Here is a 13,964-nt window from a genome sequence, read left to right on the forward strand (position 1 = left end):
CGTAGGTCGGATTCACGTCGACCTCGGTCGCATGCGCAGCGCCATCTGTTGTCCTTCGATGTTCTGACAGCCACCCCGCCGGGCCGCACGACGGCCCCTTGATCACCTGATCACCGCTGGGTGCGCACCGCGCAGACCAGATCGAATCGACGACGCTTCGAGCTCGCCTCACGCGGACGCACCTGTCTCGAGGACAAGGACACGCCCCCGATGACTGGCGTCACCTCCGTTCCCCGCAAGCCCGCCCGCCCCCGCAAGGGCAAGGGTGAAGGGCAGTGGGCGCTCGGCTACCGCGAGCCGCTCAACAAGAACGAAGAGAACAAGAAGAACGACGACGGCCTGAACGTCCGGGCCCGGATCGAGAACATCTATGCCCACCGGGGGTTCGACTCGATCGACCCCGCCGACCTGCGCGGCCGGTTCCGCTGGTGGGGCCTCTACACCCAGCGCAAGCCCGGCATCGACGGCGGCAAGACCGCGACGCTGGAGCCGGAGGAGCTGGACGACAGGTACTTCATGCTCCGGGTCCGGATCGAGGGCGGCCAGCTGAGCACCGAGCAACTGCGGGTGATCGCCGAGGTGTCCAGCACCTACGCGCGCGACACCGCGGACATCACCGACCGGCAGAACATCCAGCTGCACTGGATCCGGGTCGAGGACGTGCCCGCGATCTGGCAGAAGCTGGAGGCCGTCGGGCTGTACACCACCGAGGCCTGCGGCGACGTGCCGCGTGTCATCATCTCCAGCCCGGTGGCCGGGATCGCCGCGGACGAGATCATCGACCCGACGCCGGCCATCGACGACATCGTCGAGAAGTACATCGGCAGCGACGAGTTCTCGAACCTGCCGCGCAAGTTCAAGACCGCCATGACCGGCCACCCGTCCCACGACGTGGTGCCGGAGGTGAACGACATCAGCTTCGTCGGCGTGGTCCACCCCGAGCACGGTCCCGGCTTCGACCTCTGGGTCGGCGGCGGGTTGTCCACCACGCCGATGCTGGCCCAGCGCGTCGGCGCCTGGATCCCGCTGGACGAGGTGCACCTGGCCTGGAAGGGCGTCGTCAGCATCTTCCGGGACTACGGGTACCGCCGGCTGCGCAACCGCGCCCGGCTGAAGTACCTGGTGGCCGACTGGGGCATCGAGAAGTTCCGCCAGGTGCTGGAGGACGAGTACCTGAAGCGCAAGCTGATCGACGGACCCGCGCCCGAGATCCCCGCCGTACAGGGCGACCACGTCGGCGTGCACCAGCAGAAGGACGGCCGGTACTACGTGGGCGTTGCCCCCGTCGTCGGCCGGGTGGCCGGGAGCACGCTGGCGAAGGTTGCCGACGTGGTCGCCGCGCACGGCTCGGACCGGATCCGGACCACCGCACAGCAGAAGCTGATCGTGCTCGACGTCGAGGAGTCCAGGGTCGAGTCGCTGGTCCAACAGCTCAACGACCTCGGCTTCCAGGCGCGGCCGTCGGCCTGGCGGCGCAACACGATGGCCTGCACCGGCATCGAGTTCTGCAAGCTGGCGATCGTCGAGACGAAGGCCCGCGCGGCCGAGCTGATCGACGAGCTCGAGCAGCGGATCCCCGAGCTCGACGTGCCGATCACGGTGAACGTGAACGGCTGCCCGAACTCCTGCGCCCGGATCCAGGTCGCGGACATCGGCCTGAAGGGCCAGCTGGTCCTCGATGCCGACGGCAACCAGGTCCCCGGGTACCAGGTCCACCTCGGTGGCGGGCTCGGCCTGGACGCCGGCTTCGGCCGCAAGCTGCGCGGCCACAAGGTCACCTCTGACGGGCTGGCCGACTACGTCGAGCGCGTCACCCAGAACTACCTGAAAGAGCGGTCCGAGGGCGAGCGGTTCGCCCAATGGGTCGTCCGTGCCGAGGAAGGAGCACTTCAGTGAGCGAGCGCGCTGCACCGTTGTACTGCCCTTACTGCGGAGACGAGGACCTTCGTCCTTCTGAGGAAGGGCATGGCGCGTGGGAGTGCCGGCCCTGTGCACGGGTGTTCCAGCTGAAGATGATCGGACTGCGGGTGACGGTGGAATGAGTACTGATCTGAAGACGGTCGCCGAAGAGGCGAACGAACGACTAGCCGACGCCTCGGCACTGGAAGTGCTGGCGTGGGCGCGGGAGACCTTCGGCGACGAGCTGGTGGTGACCGCATCGATGGCAGACGGGGCCCTCCCCCACCTGGCGGCCGAGGCGGCCCCTGGGGTCGACGTCCTCTTCCTCGACACGGGCTACCACTTCGCCGAGACCATCGGCACCCGCGACGCGGTCGCCGCCACGCTGCCGATCAACCTGATCAACGCCACCCCGAAGCAGACCGTCGCCGAGCAGGACGCGCAGTACGGCAAGGATCTTTTCGCGAGCAACCCCGACCAGTGCTGCGCGCTGCGCAAGGTCGAGCCGCTGAACCGGGTGCTGTCGGGCTACAAGGCCTGGGTCACCGGCGTACGCCGCGAGGAGGCGCCGACCCGGGCGAACACCCAGGTCGTCGAGTACGACGAGAAGCGCGACATGGTGAAGCTGAACCCGATCGCCCCGTGGACCCAGGAGGACCTGGACACCTACATCGCCGACAACGGCGTGCTAGTGAACCTGCTGCAGTACGACGGCTACCCGTCGATCGGGTGCCAGCCGTGCACCAAGCAGGTGGCTCCGGGCGAGGACCCGCGCAGTGGGCGCTGGGCCGGGCAGGGCAAGATCGAATGCGGGTTGCACACATGAGCGTGACGATCGTGTCCGAACTGGACGCCCTCGAGAGCGAGTCCATCTTCGTCTTCCGTGAGGTGGCCGCCGAGTTCGAGCGGCCGGTGATCCTCTTCTCGGGCGGCAAGGACTCCATCGTGATGCTGCACCTGGCCCGCAAGGCGTTCGCGCCGGCGCCGGTGCCGTTCACGCTGCTGCACGTCGACACCGGGCACAACTTCACCGAGGTTCTCGACTACCGTGACGCGACCGTCAACGCACTCGGGCTCCGGCTCGAGGTCGCGAAGGTCGAGGACTACCTGGCCGACGGGCGGCTGCGGGAGCGTTCCGACGGGACGCGCAACCCGCTGCAGACCGTTCCGTTGCTCGACGCGATCAACGGGCACCGGTTCGACGCGGTGTTCGGCGGCGGTCGCCGGGACGAGGAGCGCGCTCGCGCCAAGGAGCGGATCTTCAGCCTGCGGGACGAGTTCGGCCAGTGGGACCCGCGCAACCAGCGTCCCGAGCTGTGGTCGCTCTACAACGGCAAGCACAAGCCGGGCGAGCACGTCCGGGTCTTCCCGCTGTCGAACTGGACCGAGCTGGACGTCTGGAACTACATCGAGCGCGAGGAGATCGCTCTCCCGAGCATCTACTACGCGCACGAGCGGGATGTGTTCGAGCGCGACGGGATGTTGCTTGCCGTCGGCCCCTACTCGCAGCCGCGCGAGGGCGAGACGGTGACGAGCCGGACGGTTCGCTACCGGACCGTCGGCGACATGTCCTGCACCGGAGCCGTCGCCAGTACCGCGTCGTCGGCCGCCGAGGTCGTCGTCGAGGTGGCAGCCAGCGAGCTCACCGAGCGAGGTGCGACCCGGGCGGACGACCGGGTCAGCGAGGCAGCGATGGAAGACCGCAAGCGAGAGGGGTACTTCTGATGAGCACACTTCTCCGCCTCGCCACAGCCGGTTCCGTGGACGACGGCAAGTCGACCCTGGTCGGCCGGCTGCTGCACGACTGCAAGGCCATCCTGGCCGACCAGATCGCGCATGTGCAGCACGTCTCCTCCAGCCGTGGATCCGGTGACTTCGACTTCGCCCTGCTGACCGACGGCCTGCGTGCCGAGCGGGAACAGGGCATCACGATCGACGTCGCCTACCGGTACTTCGCGACCGACAAGCGCTCGTTCATCCTGGCCGACTGCCCGGGCCACGTGCAGTACACCCGGAACACGGTGACCGGGGCGTCCACCGCGGACGTCGTGATCATCCTGGTCGACGCGCGGCACGGAGTACTGGAGCAGACCCGGCGGCACCTTGCCGTGGCCGGCCTGCTTCGGGTGCCGCACGTAGTACTGGCCGTGAACAAGATCGACCTGGTCGGCTACGACGAGGCCGTCTTCAAGGGCATCGGCAAGGACGTCTCCCAGCTCGCGGATCAGCTCGGGATCGCCGACGTGCAAGCGATCCCGGTCTCCGCGCTGGTCGGGGACAACGTCGTGGAGCGCTCCGCGGCCACCTCCTGGTACGACGGCCCGACACTGCTGGAGTACCTCGAGAACGCGACCGGCCGCGACGACATCTCGGCCCGGCCGCTGCGCTTCCCGGTGCAGTACGTGATCCGCCCGCAGACCGACGACGAGTACCGCGACTACCGCGGTTACACCGGAACTGTTGCCTCAGGCACGGTCTCGGTCGGCGACGACGTCATCGTCCTGCCCGCCGGCCGCCGTACCTCGGTGTCCGGGATCGACCGGGCCGTCATCAGCGCAACCGGTACGGCGGTCGCCGAGCGGCCGTCCGCGGTCGCCGGTGAGGCGGTCACGGTCCGGCTCGCGGACAACCTCGACGTCGCCCGCGGCTCGGTCATCGTCGCGGCCGACTCCTCCCCCGGCACCCGCCGGGAGTTGTCGGCCACCGTGTGCTGGCTGTCGGACCGCCCGCTCGCGGTCGGCGCCCGGCTGCTGATCAAGCACACCACCACTACCGCCCAGGCCATCGTCACCAAGATCAACGGCGCCCTGGACCTGGACACGCTCGGAGTCATCGACGCCACCGGGCTCGGTCTGAACGACATCGGCAAGGTGCAACTGAAGATCGCCGCACCGCTGGCCGCCGATCCGTACTCCAGCAACAACATCACCGGATCGTTCCTGCTGATCGACGCCCACGACGGGTGGACGCTGGCGGCGGGCATGATCGACGACGAAGAAGGGGAACTGCTGTGACTGCTCCAGCGCTCGTGATCCTCGCCCACGGCAGCCGCGATCCGCGTTCGGCCGCCACCGTCCACTCGCTGGTCAGCTGCCTGCGCGAGATGCGTGACGACCTGCGGATCGAAGCCTCCTTCCTCGACCACTGCCCGCCCGCGCCGTACCAGGTGATCGACAAGCTCAGCGCCGAAGGCGTCGAGGAGATCGTGATCCTGCCGCTGCTGCTGTCCACCGCCTTCCACGCCCGGGTCGACGTACCGGCCGTGGTCGACGAGGCGCGCAGCCGCTTCCCGGACCTGCGGATCATCGCCTCCGACGTGCTCGGGTACGACGACTCCCTGCTGGACGTGCTCGACCGGCGGATGCGGGCTGAACTGAAGGACGGGCGGGTTCGCGAACTGGATGCGCTGGTGCTCGCGTGCGCCGGTTCCAGCGACACCCAGGCGAACGCGGCCGTCACCCGGCTCGCGCGGCTCTGGGGTCAGCGGCACAAGCTGCCGGTGACTGCTGCCTTCACGACCGCGGCGTCGCCGAGCCCGGCCGAGGCCGTTCTCCAATGGAGGCTCGAGGGGCGTCGTCACGTCGCTGTCGGCTCGTTCTTCCTGGCGCCGGGCGTGTTGCCGGACCGCGCCGAGCAGACGGCTCGCAAGGCGGGAGCGGTCGCGGTGTCGCGCCCGCTCGGGGTAAGCGCCGAGGTAGCCCGCCTGGTCCTGCTCCGCTACGGCGTAGCCGGCCTGGACCTCCTCACCCTGGCCCCGGCCCCGCGACCCACCCTGCTCCGCCCGGTACTGGTTCGCACCGCCTGACCAGCACCACCAACCCGCAGAACCCCGCCGGCACGCGACCCGGCGGGGTTCTCGCGTTCTCCCCCGCTGTCACCTCCGACGCTGGAGCTAGCGTGATATCTTGATATCTATGGCCAAGGACGCGGGCACGAAGAACATCCTGTTGCGGCTGGATCCGGAGCTGGCCGAGCGGCTGCAGACGGTGGCTGAGGTCGAGGGACGCTCGGTATCGGATGTGGCGCGCGAGGCGATCGCGTCCCTGGTCGACCAGCGTCGCGGCGACCAGCGATTCAGCCGGCTGCTGGAGGAGAACCTCGCCCGGCACGAGCGCTCACTGCGCCGCCTCCGCGAAGACGACTGATGAAACACCTCGACCTGTACGACGTGCTGGCCGTCGCGGCCCGGGTGCTCGAGTGTGACCCGGCCGCGGCGATCCGCCGTACGGAGCTGGACGTGGTGGACGCCGTACTGCGGGAGGTCGTGGAGCTGGACGACGTGGTCGACGCGGCGGCGATGCTCTTGTCGGGGCTGATTCGAGGATGTCCTTTCAGCGGCTGGAACCGCCGGGTCAGCGTCGCGGTGACGTTGCAGCTAGCCGCGTTGAACGGGTGCGACCTGCGGTTGGAACCCGTCGGGGAGCTCGACGACCTGCTGGATCGGATCCGGGCCGGCGAAGCCTCACCCTCGGCCGTCGCCGAGCTGTTGCGAGCGCGGCTGACCAGCCCACTCGCCTTCGCGTCCTTCGGGCTGCAAGGGCCCACCCGGGAGGAGATCGTCATGTTCGAGAAGTTCAGCGATGCGGCCAGGCAGGTCGTCGTACTTGCGCAGGAACAAGCGAGGGAACTCCACCATCACTACATCGGCACCGAGCACCTGCTGCTCGGGCTGCTGGAGGAGAACGTCGGAATTGCCGCGCAAGTGCTGGCCGGCTGCGGGATCACTGCGCCGGCGGTGCGCAAGTTCGTCGAGGAGACGGTCGGGCGGGGCGAGGACGAGTCGTGCGGGTTCGTGCCGTTCACGCCGCGCGCGAAGAAGGTGATGGAGCTGAGCCACAAGGAGTCGCTCAAGCTCGGCAGCGACCACATCGGTACGGAGCACCTGCTGCTCGGGCTGATCCGGGAGGGCGAAGGGCTCGCGGCACAGGCGATCGTGAAGGGCGGGGCCGACCTGGCGCTGCTCAAACGGCAGGTGCGCTTGGCGATCGAGCAACGCAAGCGCGCCGCGGCCGCGGTCCAGGGCTTCCTCACCGAAGGCGCCCAGCACAGCGGCACGTGGATGATTCATGGCCGCAGACGCCACCTCATCGGCGAGCTCGACGCCATCCTCGATGAGAACGAACGCCTGCACGGGGAGATCACCCGTCTGCGCCAGAAACTCCGCGCCCACGACATCGACCCCGACGACTAGCGGCCGCGACCACCCGGTACGGCATACCGGCCGACTGGTGGGCTCTGGGAGCCCCGGCTGCAACTGGGTCAGGTGGCGGCGAGGCGGGCCTTCTCGCCGTTCACGTCGAAGTCCGCCTTGGGCCATTGGGGGTCGAGGTTCTGGAGGGTCTCCAGGAGCAGGGTGGTGACGGCCCAGTTGCGGTACCACTTTCGGTCGCTGGGGATGACGTACCACGGCGCCTCGGAAGTGTTGCAGTTCTCCAGCGCGGCTTGGTAGGCCTCGCTGTAGACGGGCCAGAGTTCACGCTCGTCGACGTCGGCCGGGTTGTACTTCCAGTGCTTCGTCAGGTCGTCCAGCCGGGCCTCCAGGCGGGCCTTCTGCTCGTCGGCGGAGATGTGCAGGAAGCACTTCACCACCGTGATACCCGATTCCGCGAGCTCGGCCTCGAAGTCGTTGATCTGCTCGTAGCGGCGGTTCCAGACCGGCGGCGCGACCAGATTGCGAACCCGGGCGATCAGCACGTCCTCGTAGTGCGATCGGTCGAAGATCCCGATGTAACCCGCCTCGGGCAGAGCCTGCTTGATCCGCCAGAGGAACCCGCGCCGCTTCTCGGCCGGGGTCGGCGCCTTGAACGATGTGATCCGCAGCCCCTGGGGATCCATCAGCCCGGCGCCGTGCCGGATGACGCCGCCCTTGCCGGCCGTGTCCATGCCCTGCAGGACCAGGAGGATGCTCCGCTCGCCCTCCTTGCGGCCCTCGGCGTACAGGCGTTCCTGGTAGTCCGAGACCTTGGGCCCGAGCTCGTCGAGGGCGACCTTGCCCTCGTCCTTCGAGCCGGAGAATCCGGTGGTCGCGCGGCTGTCCCACTTGCTCAGGTCGACCGGTCCGGGTGGCACCCGCAGCTCGTCCAGCAGCTTCCCTGACCCCGCCTCGTCCGACCCCTTGTGCTTCGCCATCCCCCCATCCTGCCGTATCCGGGTCCCCGATCGGGGCAGGTTGGCCGGGTACTACGACACGCGCTGCCGCCGGCGCCTCCACAGCACCAGCTCGATCGCCAGCGCGACGACGATGCTGGCGGGCAGGGCGATCACGCCCCACACGAGTCCTTCCAGACCGGCGAGCTCGCACATTTCGGCGGGGTCCCTGCACTCGACCGCCTCAAAGTGAGCGATGCCGGCGATGGCAGCGACGTACGTGGCCAGTGCACAGCCGCACAGATAGACCGCGCCGCGCACCATCCAACGGCCGCCCCCTCCCCTGCGATCGACCTCGCTCGACCTCTTCTGCTGGAAGCCGGTGGCGAGCAGGACGAGCGCCAGCAGGCCGAGGCCGACCTGAAGCATGATCAGCTCCCTCTCGCTGCCCGCCCAGATGAACCGGAACCCGACGTTGGTGCTCGTCTTCCACACCAGGAGCGCGACCAGTACTGCGAGGACTGCACCGAGCCAGAGACGAGCCTTGGAGTCCTGTGCCGCAACAATCACACTGGCGAGCGCCGCGAGCAGTGCGAGCACGCCCAGCGGCATGATCCATTCCTCGCTGCCGAAGCCGGAGCTGTCGTCCAACTGCACGAAGCGGCCGGCCCCGAGCAACGCGAGCCCGAGGCCGAACAGCCCGACCGCGGCGCTGGGGGCAACTCTCTGCAGCTGGTTCGACACCCGACCAGCGAACCATCGCCGCGGTCCAGCGGTCTTGAGTAGGAACACTCAGTTCGGCTGGTCGGCCCCTTCGCGAGCCAGCGCGATCAGGCGGGAGACAGCGCGCAGGTACTTCTTGCGGTAGCCGCCCTTCAGCATGTCGGGCGAGAACATCCGGTCGAGCGGCACTCCCCCGGCCAGCAGCGGGATGTCCCGGTCGTACATCCGGTCGGCCAGCACGACCAGCCGGAGGGCGACGTTCTCGTCGGTCAGCTCGCGGATGTCGGTGATCCCCACCGCCTCGACCCCGTCCAGCAGCGCGCCGTACTTGCTCGGGTGCAACTCCGCGAGCTGCCGGTAGAGATCCACGAAGTGGTCACACGAGGCCCCGGGCCGTTCCGCGGTCACCTGCTCGACCCGTTCGTCGGACAGCGGCTCAGGAGCCACCGGCAGCCCGCGATGTCGGTAGTCGGGCCCATCGATCCGTCGTACGTCGAAGTGCCCGGCGAGGCCCTGGATCTCGCGGAGGAAGTCGATCGCCTGGAACCGCCCCTCACCGAGCTTGTCAGGCAGCGTGTTGGAGGTTGCCGCCAGTTGGACACCGGCCTCCACCAACTGCCCGAGCAGGCGCGAGATCAGCACAGTGTCGCCGGGATCGTCGAGCTCGAACTCGTCGATGCAGATCAACCGGTACGCCGAGAGTGCCTCGACCGCCGGGCGCATCCCCAGCGCGCCGACCAGGTTCGTCAGCTCGACGAAAGTGCAGTACATCTTCGGCCCTGACGACTCGTGCCACAACGACGCCAGCAGGTGCGTCTTGCCCACTCCGAACCCGCCGTCCAGGTAGATCCCTGGCTTCCCGGTGGGCTCGGCGCGCGCGCCGCGCAGGCGGGACCACAGAGAACGCTCTCGCCGCGGCTCGGCGAGCATCGCGCCGCGTTCCCGCAGTACCGCGAGGGCCTCCGACTGGCTCGGCTCGGAGGGATCCGGCCGGTACGTCCCGAACCGCACGTCGGAGAACCGCGGCGGCGGTACGCACTCCGACAGCAACCGATCCGGACTGACCTCCGGCCGGCGCTCACTCAGACGAATCGGCACCCCCACACCCTACGAGTCCGCTGCCCCGAGGTCGCCGAGGAGTGGGACAGGGCTTGGAAACAAGACGGAAACAACGCTGCGACCTTGACCGCTTTCTTACTTTCAGTTAGGAAGTTGTTATCGGGGTCCACAGCCGGCTGGAATGACCGAGGAGTCAGCATGGGTGATCGGCAAGTCCCAACCCTGTCCGCCACACCGTTTCGACGGCGCAGCCTGCTCAAGGGAGCGCTCGGCGGGGCCGCCGCTCTCGGGCTCGGCCCGGTGCTCGCGGCGTGCGGCGGCAGCGACAGCAGTGGAGGTACGACGAGCGGCGGCAAGGCCGTCGTCCGGATGTGGTCCTGGTACAGCGACCAGGAGGATCAGTTCCCCAAACTGATCGAGAAGTTCGAGGCGGCCAACAGCAACATCAAGATCGAGAACCGGATCTTCGGCACCCCCGACCAGTACCTGCCTGCGCTGCAGGCCGCGGTCGCGGGCGGCGACGTACCGGAGATCTTCGCTCCGCACACGCGGGCGCTGACCTACGGCACCGGCGGCATCTCCGCGGACCTGAAGAAGGATCTCGGTGACGACTTCCTGAAGGACTTCTTCGACTCCGCCAACCAGGAGTACACCCTGGACGGCAAGCAGTTCGCGGTGGGCTGGATGGCGCAGACGTTCGGCCTGTTCTACAACCCCGACATGCTGAAGCAGGCCGGGGTCGGCGAGGACGAGATCGAGACCTGGGACGACCTGATCGCGGCGGCGGCGAAGATCCGTGCCATCGGCAAGCACCCGGTGGCGCTCAGCTGCAACCCGACGACCAGCTCGCTGGACTTCTTCCTGCCGTTGCTCACCCAGGTCGCCGACGACCCGACCTTCTACCTCAAGCTCGACCAGCTCCAGGACGGCCTCACTTACACCGATCCCAAGGTCGTCCAGGCGCTCGAGCTGAACCAGAAGATCGTCAAGGGCGGCGTCTTCCAGCCCGGTACCACGGGCACCAGCGGCGACCAGGTCCCGCAGATCTTCTACACCGGCAAGTCCGCGATGCTGTTCAACGGCTCGTGGACCCCGCAGGGCCTGTCCAAGGACGCTCCGGCGGCCTTCGCGAAGAGCTACAAGGTGATGAAGACGCCGGCCATCGCGGCGGGCAAGCGGCACTGGTGCGCGAACCAGGCCGGCGCCGGCTGGGCGGTCTCGGAGACGAGCAAGAACAAGGACGCCGCGCTGGAGTTCCTGAAGTTCCTGTACTCCGCGGACCAGTACTCCCCCACCATGAACGACTCGAACTCGATGCCGGCCACGAAGAGCGCCGCGAACCGGATCGAGCTGCCGGTGATGAAGCAGATGACCTCCTGGCTGCTCGACGGCGACGGGTGCCCGCACATCCCCTTCGGGCCGGGCTCGGTCGCGGCCGGCGACCCGCTGTCGAAGATCTTCGACGGCACCGGGCAGCCCGAGGCCGTCGCGAAGGAGATGCAGCAGGCCGTGCTGAACGCGAAGGGCGGCTGATTCGGTGGCGACCACCTTGACCGCTCGCCCGAGCTCCCCCGCACCGGCGCCCCGGAGTACCAGGCACTACCGCTTCGGGTCGCCGCTGCGGAAGTCGCAGCGGGTGGCGGGGTATCTGTTCGTGTTGCCCACGTTCGCGTTGTTCGTGGGCTTCGTGCTCTGGCCGATCGTCTACACGGCGTACCTGAGCCTGACCGCCTGGGGCGGATTCGGGGCGCCGCGGTTCATCGGCGTCGACAACTACAGCCGGATGCTCGGCGACCCGGTGGCGCGCCGGGCGATGATCGTGACGCTGGTCTACACCGCCGTCACCACCGTGGTGCTGACCTTCCTCGGCCTGTTCATCGCGGTGCTGGTCAACTCGGTCTGGAAGCACGTCGGCGTGGTGGTGCGGACGATCCTGTTCATCCCGGGGATCGTCTCGTTCGTCGTGTCCGGTGTGCTCTGGAAGCTGATCTACGACCCGAACATCGGCACCCTCAACCAGATCCTCGGCGCGATCGGGCTGGACTCCCTGCAGCATCCGTGGCTGGCCGACCAGAAGACGGTGCTGCCGGCCATCATCGTGGTGTCGATCTGGGGCGGCCTCGGCTTCAACATGCTGATCTTCTTCGCCGGTATCCAGGGCATCGATCCGAGCCTGTACGAGGCGGCCGAGGTGGACGGCGCGAACAAGTCCCAGCAGTTCTGGAACGTCACCGTACCCAGCCTGCGGGTGGTGACCGGGCTGGTGGTCAGTCTCGGGCTGCTGAACGGGTTCAAGGCCTTCGACATCATCTTCGTGATGACGGGCGGCGGCCCCAACCACGGCAGCGAAGTACTGGGCACCTATCTTTACTCGCTGGCGTTCGGGTCGACCTCCGGGTCGATCCCGCAGCTCGGCTACGCAAGCGCGTTCAGCGTGGTGACGATGGTGCTCTGCACGATCGCCGTCATCGCCCAGCTCTGGCTGACCAGGAGGGCGGACCGATGACGACCGAAACCATCCGTACCGCGACGCCGACCGAGCCGGTGGGCCGCAAGCCGTTCAGGTTCCCGCTCGGCAAGAGCTTCGCGACGTTCGTGCTGCTGCCGTTCTGCGTGTTCCTGGCCTTCCCGTTCGTGTGGATGCTGCTCACCTCGATGCGCGAGGCGAACACGATCTTCGGCGGCACGTTCTTCCCGCGGAAGTTCACCTTCGCCGGCTACTCGACCGCGTGGACGTCGATCCAGTTCCCGCTGCACTTCTGGAACAGCCTCTGGATCACCTCGGTCACGGTGATCGGCGTACTCGTCTTCGCCACCCTGAGCGGCTACGCCTTCGCGAAGCTGGACTTCCCGTTCCGCAACACGCTGTTCGTGTTGTTGCTGCTGACGCTGATGATGCCGTCGACGGCGCTGATCATCCCGCTCTACCTGCAGCTCAAGGCGTTCGGGCTGCTGGACACCCAGGTCGGCCTGCTGATCTTGTACATCTCGGGCTCGGCGCCATTCGCGATGTTCCTGATGCGGGCGTTCTTCCAGACCTTGCCGGACGAGCTCATCGAGGCGGCCCGGGTCGACGGCGGGAGCGAGTTCACCATCTTCCGCCGGGTGATTCTGCCGCTGACCCGGCCCGGGATCGCCACCGTGGTGATCTTCCAGTTCCTGCAGACCTGGAACGAGTTCCTGATCGCGAACACCGTCTTGCGCAACACCGACTCGCTCCCCCTGCAACCCGTCCTGTTCAGCCTGATGGGCCAGTACTCGACCGACTGGCCGGCCCTCACCGCCGGCCTCACCCTGTCCGTCATCCCTGTCGTCGTGGTCTACGTCCGGATGCAGCGGCAGTTCGTCGCCGGGATGATGCTCGGCGCCGTCAAGAGCTGACCCCCGCTCCCCCTGAGTGAAACGGAGAACCCATGCCCATCAAGATCCTCGTCGTCAACTGCACCGACGTGCAGCGCTCGGTGGAGTACTACACGAAGTTCCTCGAGCTCCGGCTGGTCGGCGAGGCGACGCCGCAAAGCGCTGTCCTGGACGCGGTGACGGCGACCATCGAGCTCCGGGCGGTCGCCGCGGGCCGGGACCAGAGCACCTGGGTGGGCGACGACCTGCAGAAGGGCTTCCGGCACCTCGGCTTCAAGGTCGACCGGCTCGACGAGCGCGCGAACGTGCTCAAGGCGGGTGGGGTCGAGTTCAAGCTGGACCCGCTCGATGCCGAGGGCAAGGTCCGGATCTGCTTCTTCTACGACCCGGACGGCACCCTGCTGGAGATGATCCAGGGCGACCTGCAGTACGCCGAGGTGCTGGACGCGGACGGGGTGGCCGCGGAGCGCGCTCTCGGCGTTCCCGGGCGGCCGCGGTTCGACCACGTCGCCGTCACGATCGAGGACCGCCTGACTACGGACAAGTACTACCGGGACAACTTCGGCTTCTCCTTCATCGGCACGATCGAGCAGCCGCACGACCCCCGCGGCTTCAGCATCGGCTACCTCAAGTCCGGCGACACCGTGATCGAGGTCTTCACCTACAACGCGGAGAAGTCGTCGCGCGCGCCGCAGCTCGACGTCGCCGGCTTCGCGTACGCCGAGCTCGCCGGCGACCCGCCGCCGAACCTGACCGAGGGCACCGCCCCCGACGGCACCACCGTTTACGTCGACCCGGACGGGTTCGCCTTCTCCGTCAGGCCTACCGTATGAGCG

14 protein-coding genes are annotated in these 13,964 nt (G+C 68.0%); 11 read left to right on the forward strand and 3 right to left on the reverse strand.

Annotated features, from left to right (window positions below):
* Positions 1–210 precede the first annotated feature (210 nt).
* The 7 genes from ACFPJ1_RS39410 to ACFPJ1_RS39440 all read left to right on the forward strand — a co-directional run bounded on the left by ACFPJ1_RS39410 (position 211) and on the right by ACFPJ1_RS39440 (position 7,090).
* The gene (locus ACFPJ1_RS39410) at positions 211–1,896 is read left to right on the forward strand and encodes a nitrite/sulfite reductase (protein ID WP_380111463.1); all 1,686 of its coding nucleotides are present in this window, start codon (positions 211–213) and stop codon (positions 1,894–1,896) included.
* A gap of 142 nt (positions 1,897–2,038) precedes the next feature.
* Positions 2,039–2,725, forward strand: coding sequence for a phosphoadenylyl-sulfate reductase (locus tag ACFPJ1_RS39415; RefSeq protein ID WP_380111464.1), 687 nt, complete (start codon positions 2,039–2,041; stop codon positions 2,723–2,725).
* On the forward strand, positions 2,722–3,624 hold the full coding sequence (gene cysD / locus ACFPJ1_RS39420) for a sulfate adenylyltransferase subunit CysD (protein ID WP_380111465.1): 903 nt from the start codon (positions 2,722–2,724) through the stop codon (positions 3,622–3,624). The genes ACFPJ1_RS39415 and cysD overlap by 4 nt, the downstream gene beginning before the upstream one ends.
* Positions 3,624–4,913, forward strand: a complete 1,290-nt coding sequence (locus ACFPJ1_RS39425) for a sulfate adenylyltransferase subunit 1 (protein ID WP_380111466.1) — start codon at positions 3,624–3,626, stop codon at positions 4,911–4,913. Before cysD ends, ACFPJ1_RS39425 begins: the two co-directional genes overlap by 1 nt.
* Positions 4,910–5,704 carry a sirohydrochlorin chelatase gene (locus ACFPJ1_RS39430; RefSeq protein ID WP_380111467.1) on the forward strand — a complete coding sequence of 265 codons (795 nt, stop codon included), beginning with the start codon at positions 4,910–4,912 and terminating at the stop codon, positions 5,702–5,704. Before ACFPJ1_RS39425 ends, ACFPJ1_RS39430 begins: the two co-directional genes overlap by 4 nt.
* Before the next feature lie 109 nt (positions 5,705–5,813).
* Entirely contained in the window at positions 5,814–6,044 is a 231-nt protein-coding gene (locus ACFPJ1_RS39435; RefSeq protein WP_380111468.1) for a ribbon-helix-helix protein, CopG family, read from the forward strand.
* On the forward strand, positions 6,044–7,090 hold the full coding sequence (locus ACFPJ1_RS39440; protein WP_380111469.1) for a Clp protease N-terminal domain-containing protein: 1,047 nt from the start codon (positions 6,044–6,046) through the stop codon (positions 7,088–7,090). The genes ACFPJ1_RS39435 and ACFPJ1_RS39440 overlap by 1 nt, the downstream gene beginning before the upstream one ends.
* Positions 7,091–7,158: 68 nt before the next feature.
* Here ACFPJ1_RS39440 and ACFPJ1_RS39445 read toward each other — a convergent pair whose 3' ends face one another.
* Genes ACFPJ1_RS39445 through zapE form a run of 3 tightly spaced genes read right to left on the reverse strand, consistent with a single transcriptional unit; the run spans position 7,159 to position 9,807 of the window.
* Positions 7,159–8,028, reverse strand: a complete 870-nt coding sequence (locus tag ACFPJ1_RS39445) for a PPK2 family polyphosphate kinase (RefSeq protein ID WP_380111470.1) — start codon at positions 8,026–8,028, stop codon at positions 7,159–7,161.
* 51 nt (positions 8,029–8,079) lie between these two features.
* Positions 8,080–8,730, reverse strand: coding sequence for a hypothetical protein (locus ACFPJ1_RS39450; RefSeq protein ID WP_380111471.1), 651 nt, complete (start codon positions 8,728–8,730; stop codon positions 8,080–8,082).
* A 48-nt stretch (positions 8,731–8,778) separates the two neighbouring features.
* Complete coding sequence (gene zapE / locus ACFPJ1_RS39455) at positions 8,779–9,807, reverse strand: cell division protein ZapE (RefSeq protein ID WP_380111473.1); 1,029 nt, start codon at positions 9,805–9,807, stop codon at positions 8,779–8,781.
* Between the two features lie 159 nt (positions 9,808–9,966).
* Between zapE and ACFPJ1_RS39460 the strand changes: the two genes are divergently transcribed.
* From ACFPJ1_RS39460 to ACFPJ1_RS39475, 4 genes are read left to right on the forward strand one after another with little or no spacing between them, the layout of a single operon-like run.
* Positions 9,967–11,301, forward strand: coding sequence for an ABC transporter substrate-binding protein (locus ACFPJ1_RS39460; RefSeq protein WP_380111474.1), 1,335 nt, complete (start codon positions 9,967–9,969; stop codon positions 11,299–11,301).
* Between the two features lie 4 nt (positions 11,302–11,305).
* Positions 11,306–12,274 carry a carbohydrate ABC transporter permease gene (locus ACFPJ1_RS39465; protein WP_380111475.1) on the forward strand — a complete coding sequence of 323 codons (969 nt, stop codon included), beginning with the start codon at positions 11,306–11,308 and terminating at the stop codon, positions 12,272–12,274.
* Positions 12,271–13,149 (forward strand): carbohydrate ABC transporter permease, encoded by an 879-nt coding sequence (locus ACFPJ1_RS39470; RefSeq protein WP_380111476.1) that lies wholly within the window; start codon positions 12,271–12,273, stop codon positions 13,147–13,149. Before ACFPJ1_RS39465 ends, ACFPJ1_RS39470 begins: the two co-directional genes overlap by 4 nt.
* A 32-nt stretch (positions 13,150–13,181) precedes the next feature.
* Positions 13,182–13,961, forward strand: coding sequence for a VOC family protein (locus ACFPJ1_RS39475; RefSeq protein ID WP_380111477.1), 780 nt, complete (start codon positions 13,182–13,184; stop codon positions 13,959–13,961).
* The last annotated feature ends 3 nt before the right edge of the window (positions 13,962–13,964 follow it).

This window comes from Kribbella qitaiheensis, from assembly GCF_042657745.1.
In the GTDB taxonomy this organism is placed as follows: domain Bacteria; phylum Actinomycetota; class Actinomycetes; order Propionibacteriales; family Kribbellaceae; genus Kribbella; species Kribbella qitaiheensis.

Excerpts from the sequence above, each read along its gene's own strand:
- ACFPJ1_RS39475 (WP_380111477.1), top strand. The coding sequence starts at position 13,182 with ATGCCCATCAAGATCCTCGTCGTCAACTGCACCGACGTGCAGCGCTCG.
- ACFPJ1_RS39425 (WP_380111466.1), top strand. The coding sequence starts at position 3,624 with ATGAGCACACTTCTCCGCCTCGCCACAGCCGGTTCCGTGGACGACGGC.
- ACFPJ1_RS39470 (WP_380111476.1), top strand. The coding sequence starts at position 12,271 with ATGACGACCGAAACCATCCGTACCGCGACGCCGACCGAGCCGGTGGGC.
- ACFPJ1_RS39440 (WP_380111469.1), top strand. The coding sequence starts at position 6,044 with ATGAAACACCTCGACCTGTACGACGTGCTGGCCGTCGCGGCCCGGGTG.
- ACFPJ1_RS39410 (WP_380111463.1), top strand. The coding sequence starts at position 211 with ATGACTGGCGTCACCTCCGTTCCCCGCAAGCCCGCCCGCCCCCGCAAG.
- ACFPJ1_RS39460 (WP_380111474.1), top strand. The coding sequence starts at position 9,967 with ATGGGTGATCGGCAAGTCCCAACCCTGTCCGCCACACCGTTTCGACGG.
- ACFPJ1_RS39435 (WP_380111468.1), top strand. The coding sequence starts at position 5,814 with ATGGCCAAGGACGCGGGCACGAAGAACATCCTGTTGCGGCTGGATCCG.
- ACFPJ1_RS39445 (WP_380111470.1), bottom strand. The coding sequence starts at position 8,028 with ATGGCGAAGCACAAGGGGTCGGACGAGGCGGGGTCAGGGAAGCTGCTG.
- cysD (WP_380111465.1), top strand. The coding sequence starts at position 2,722 with ATGAGCGTGACGATCGTGTCCGAACTGGACGCCCTCGAGAGCGAGTCC.
- ACFPJ1_RS39415 (WP_380111464.1), top strand. The coding sequence starts at position 2,039 with ATGAGTACTGATCTGAAGACGGTCGCCGAAGAGGCGAACGAACGACTA.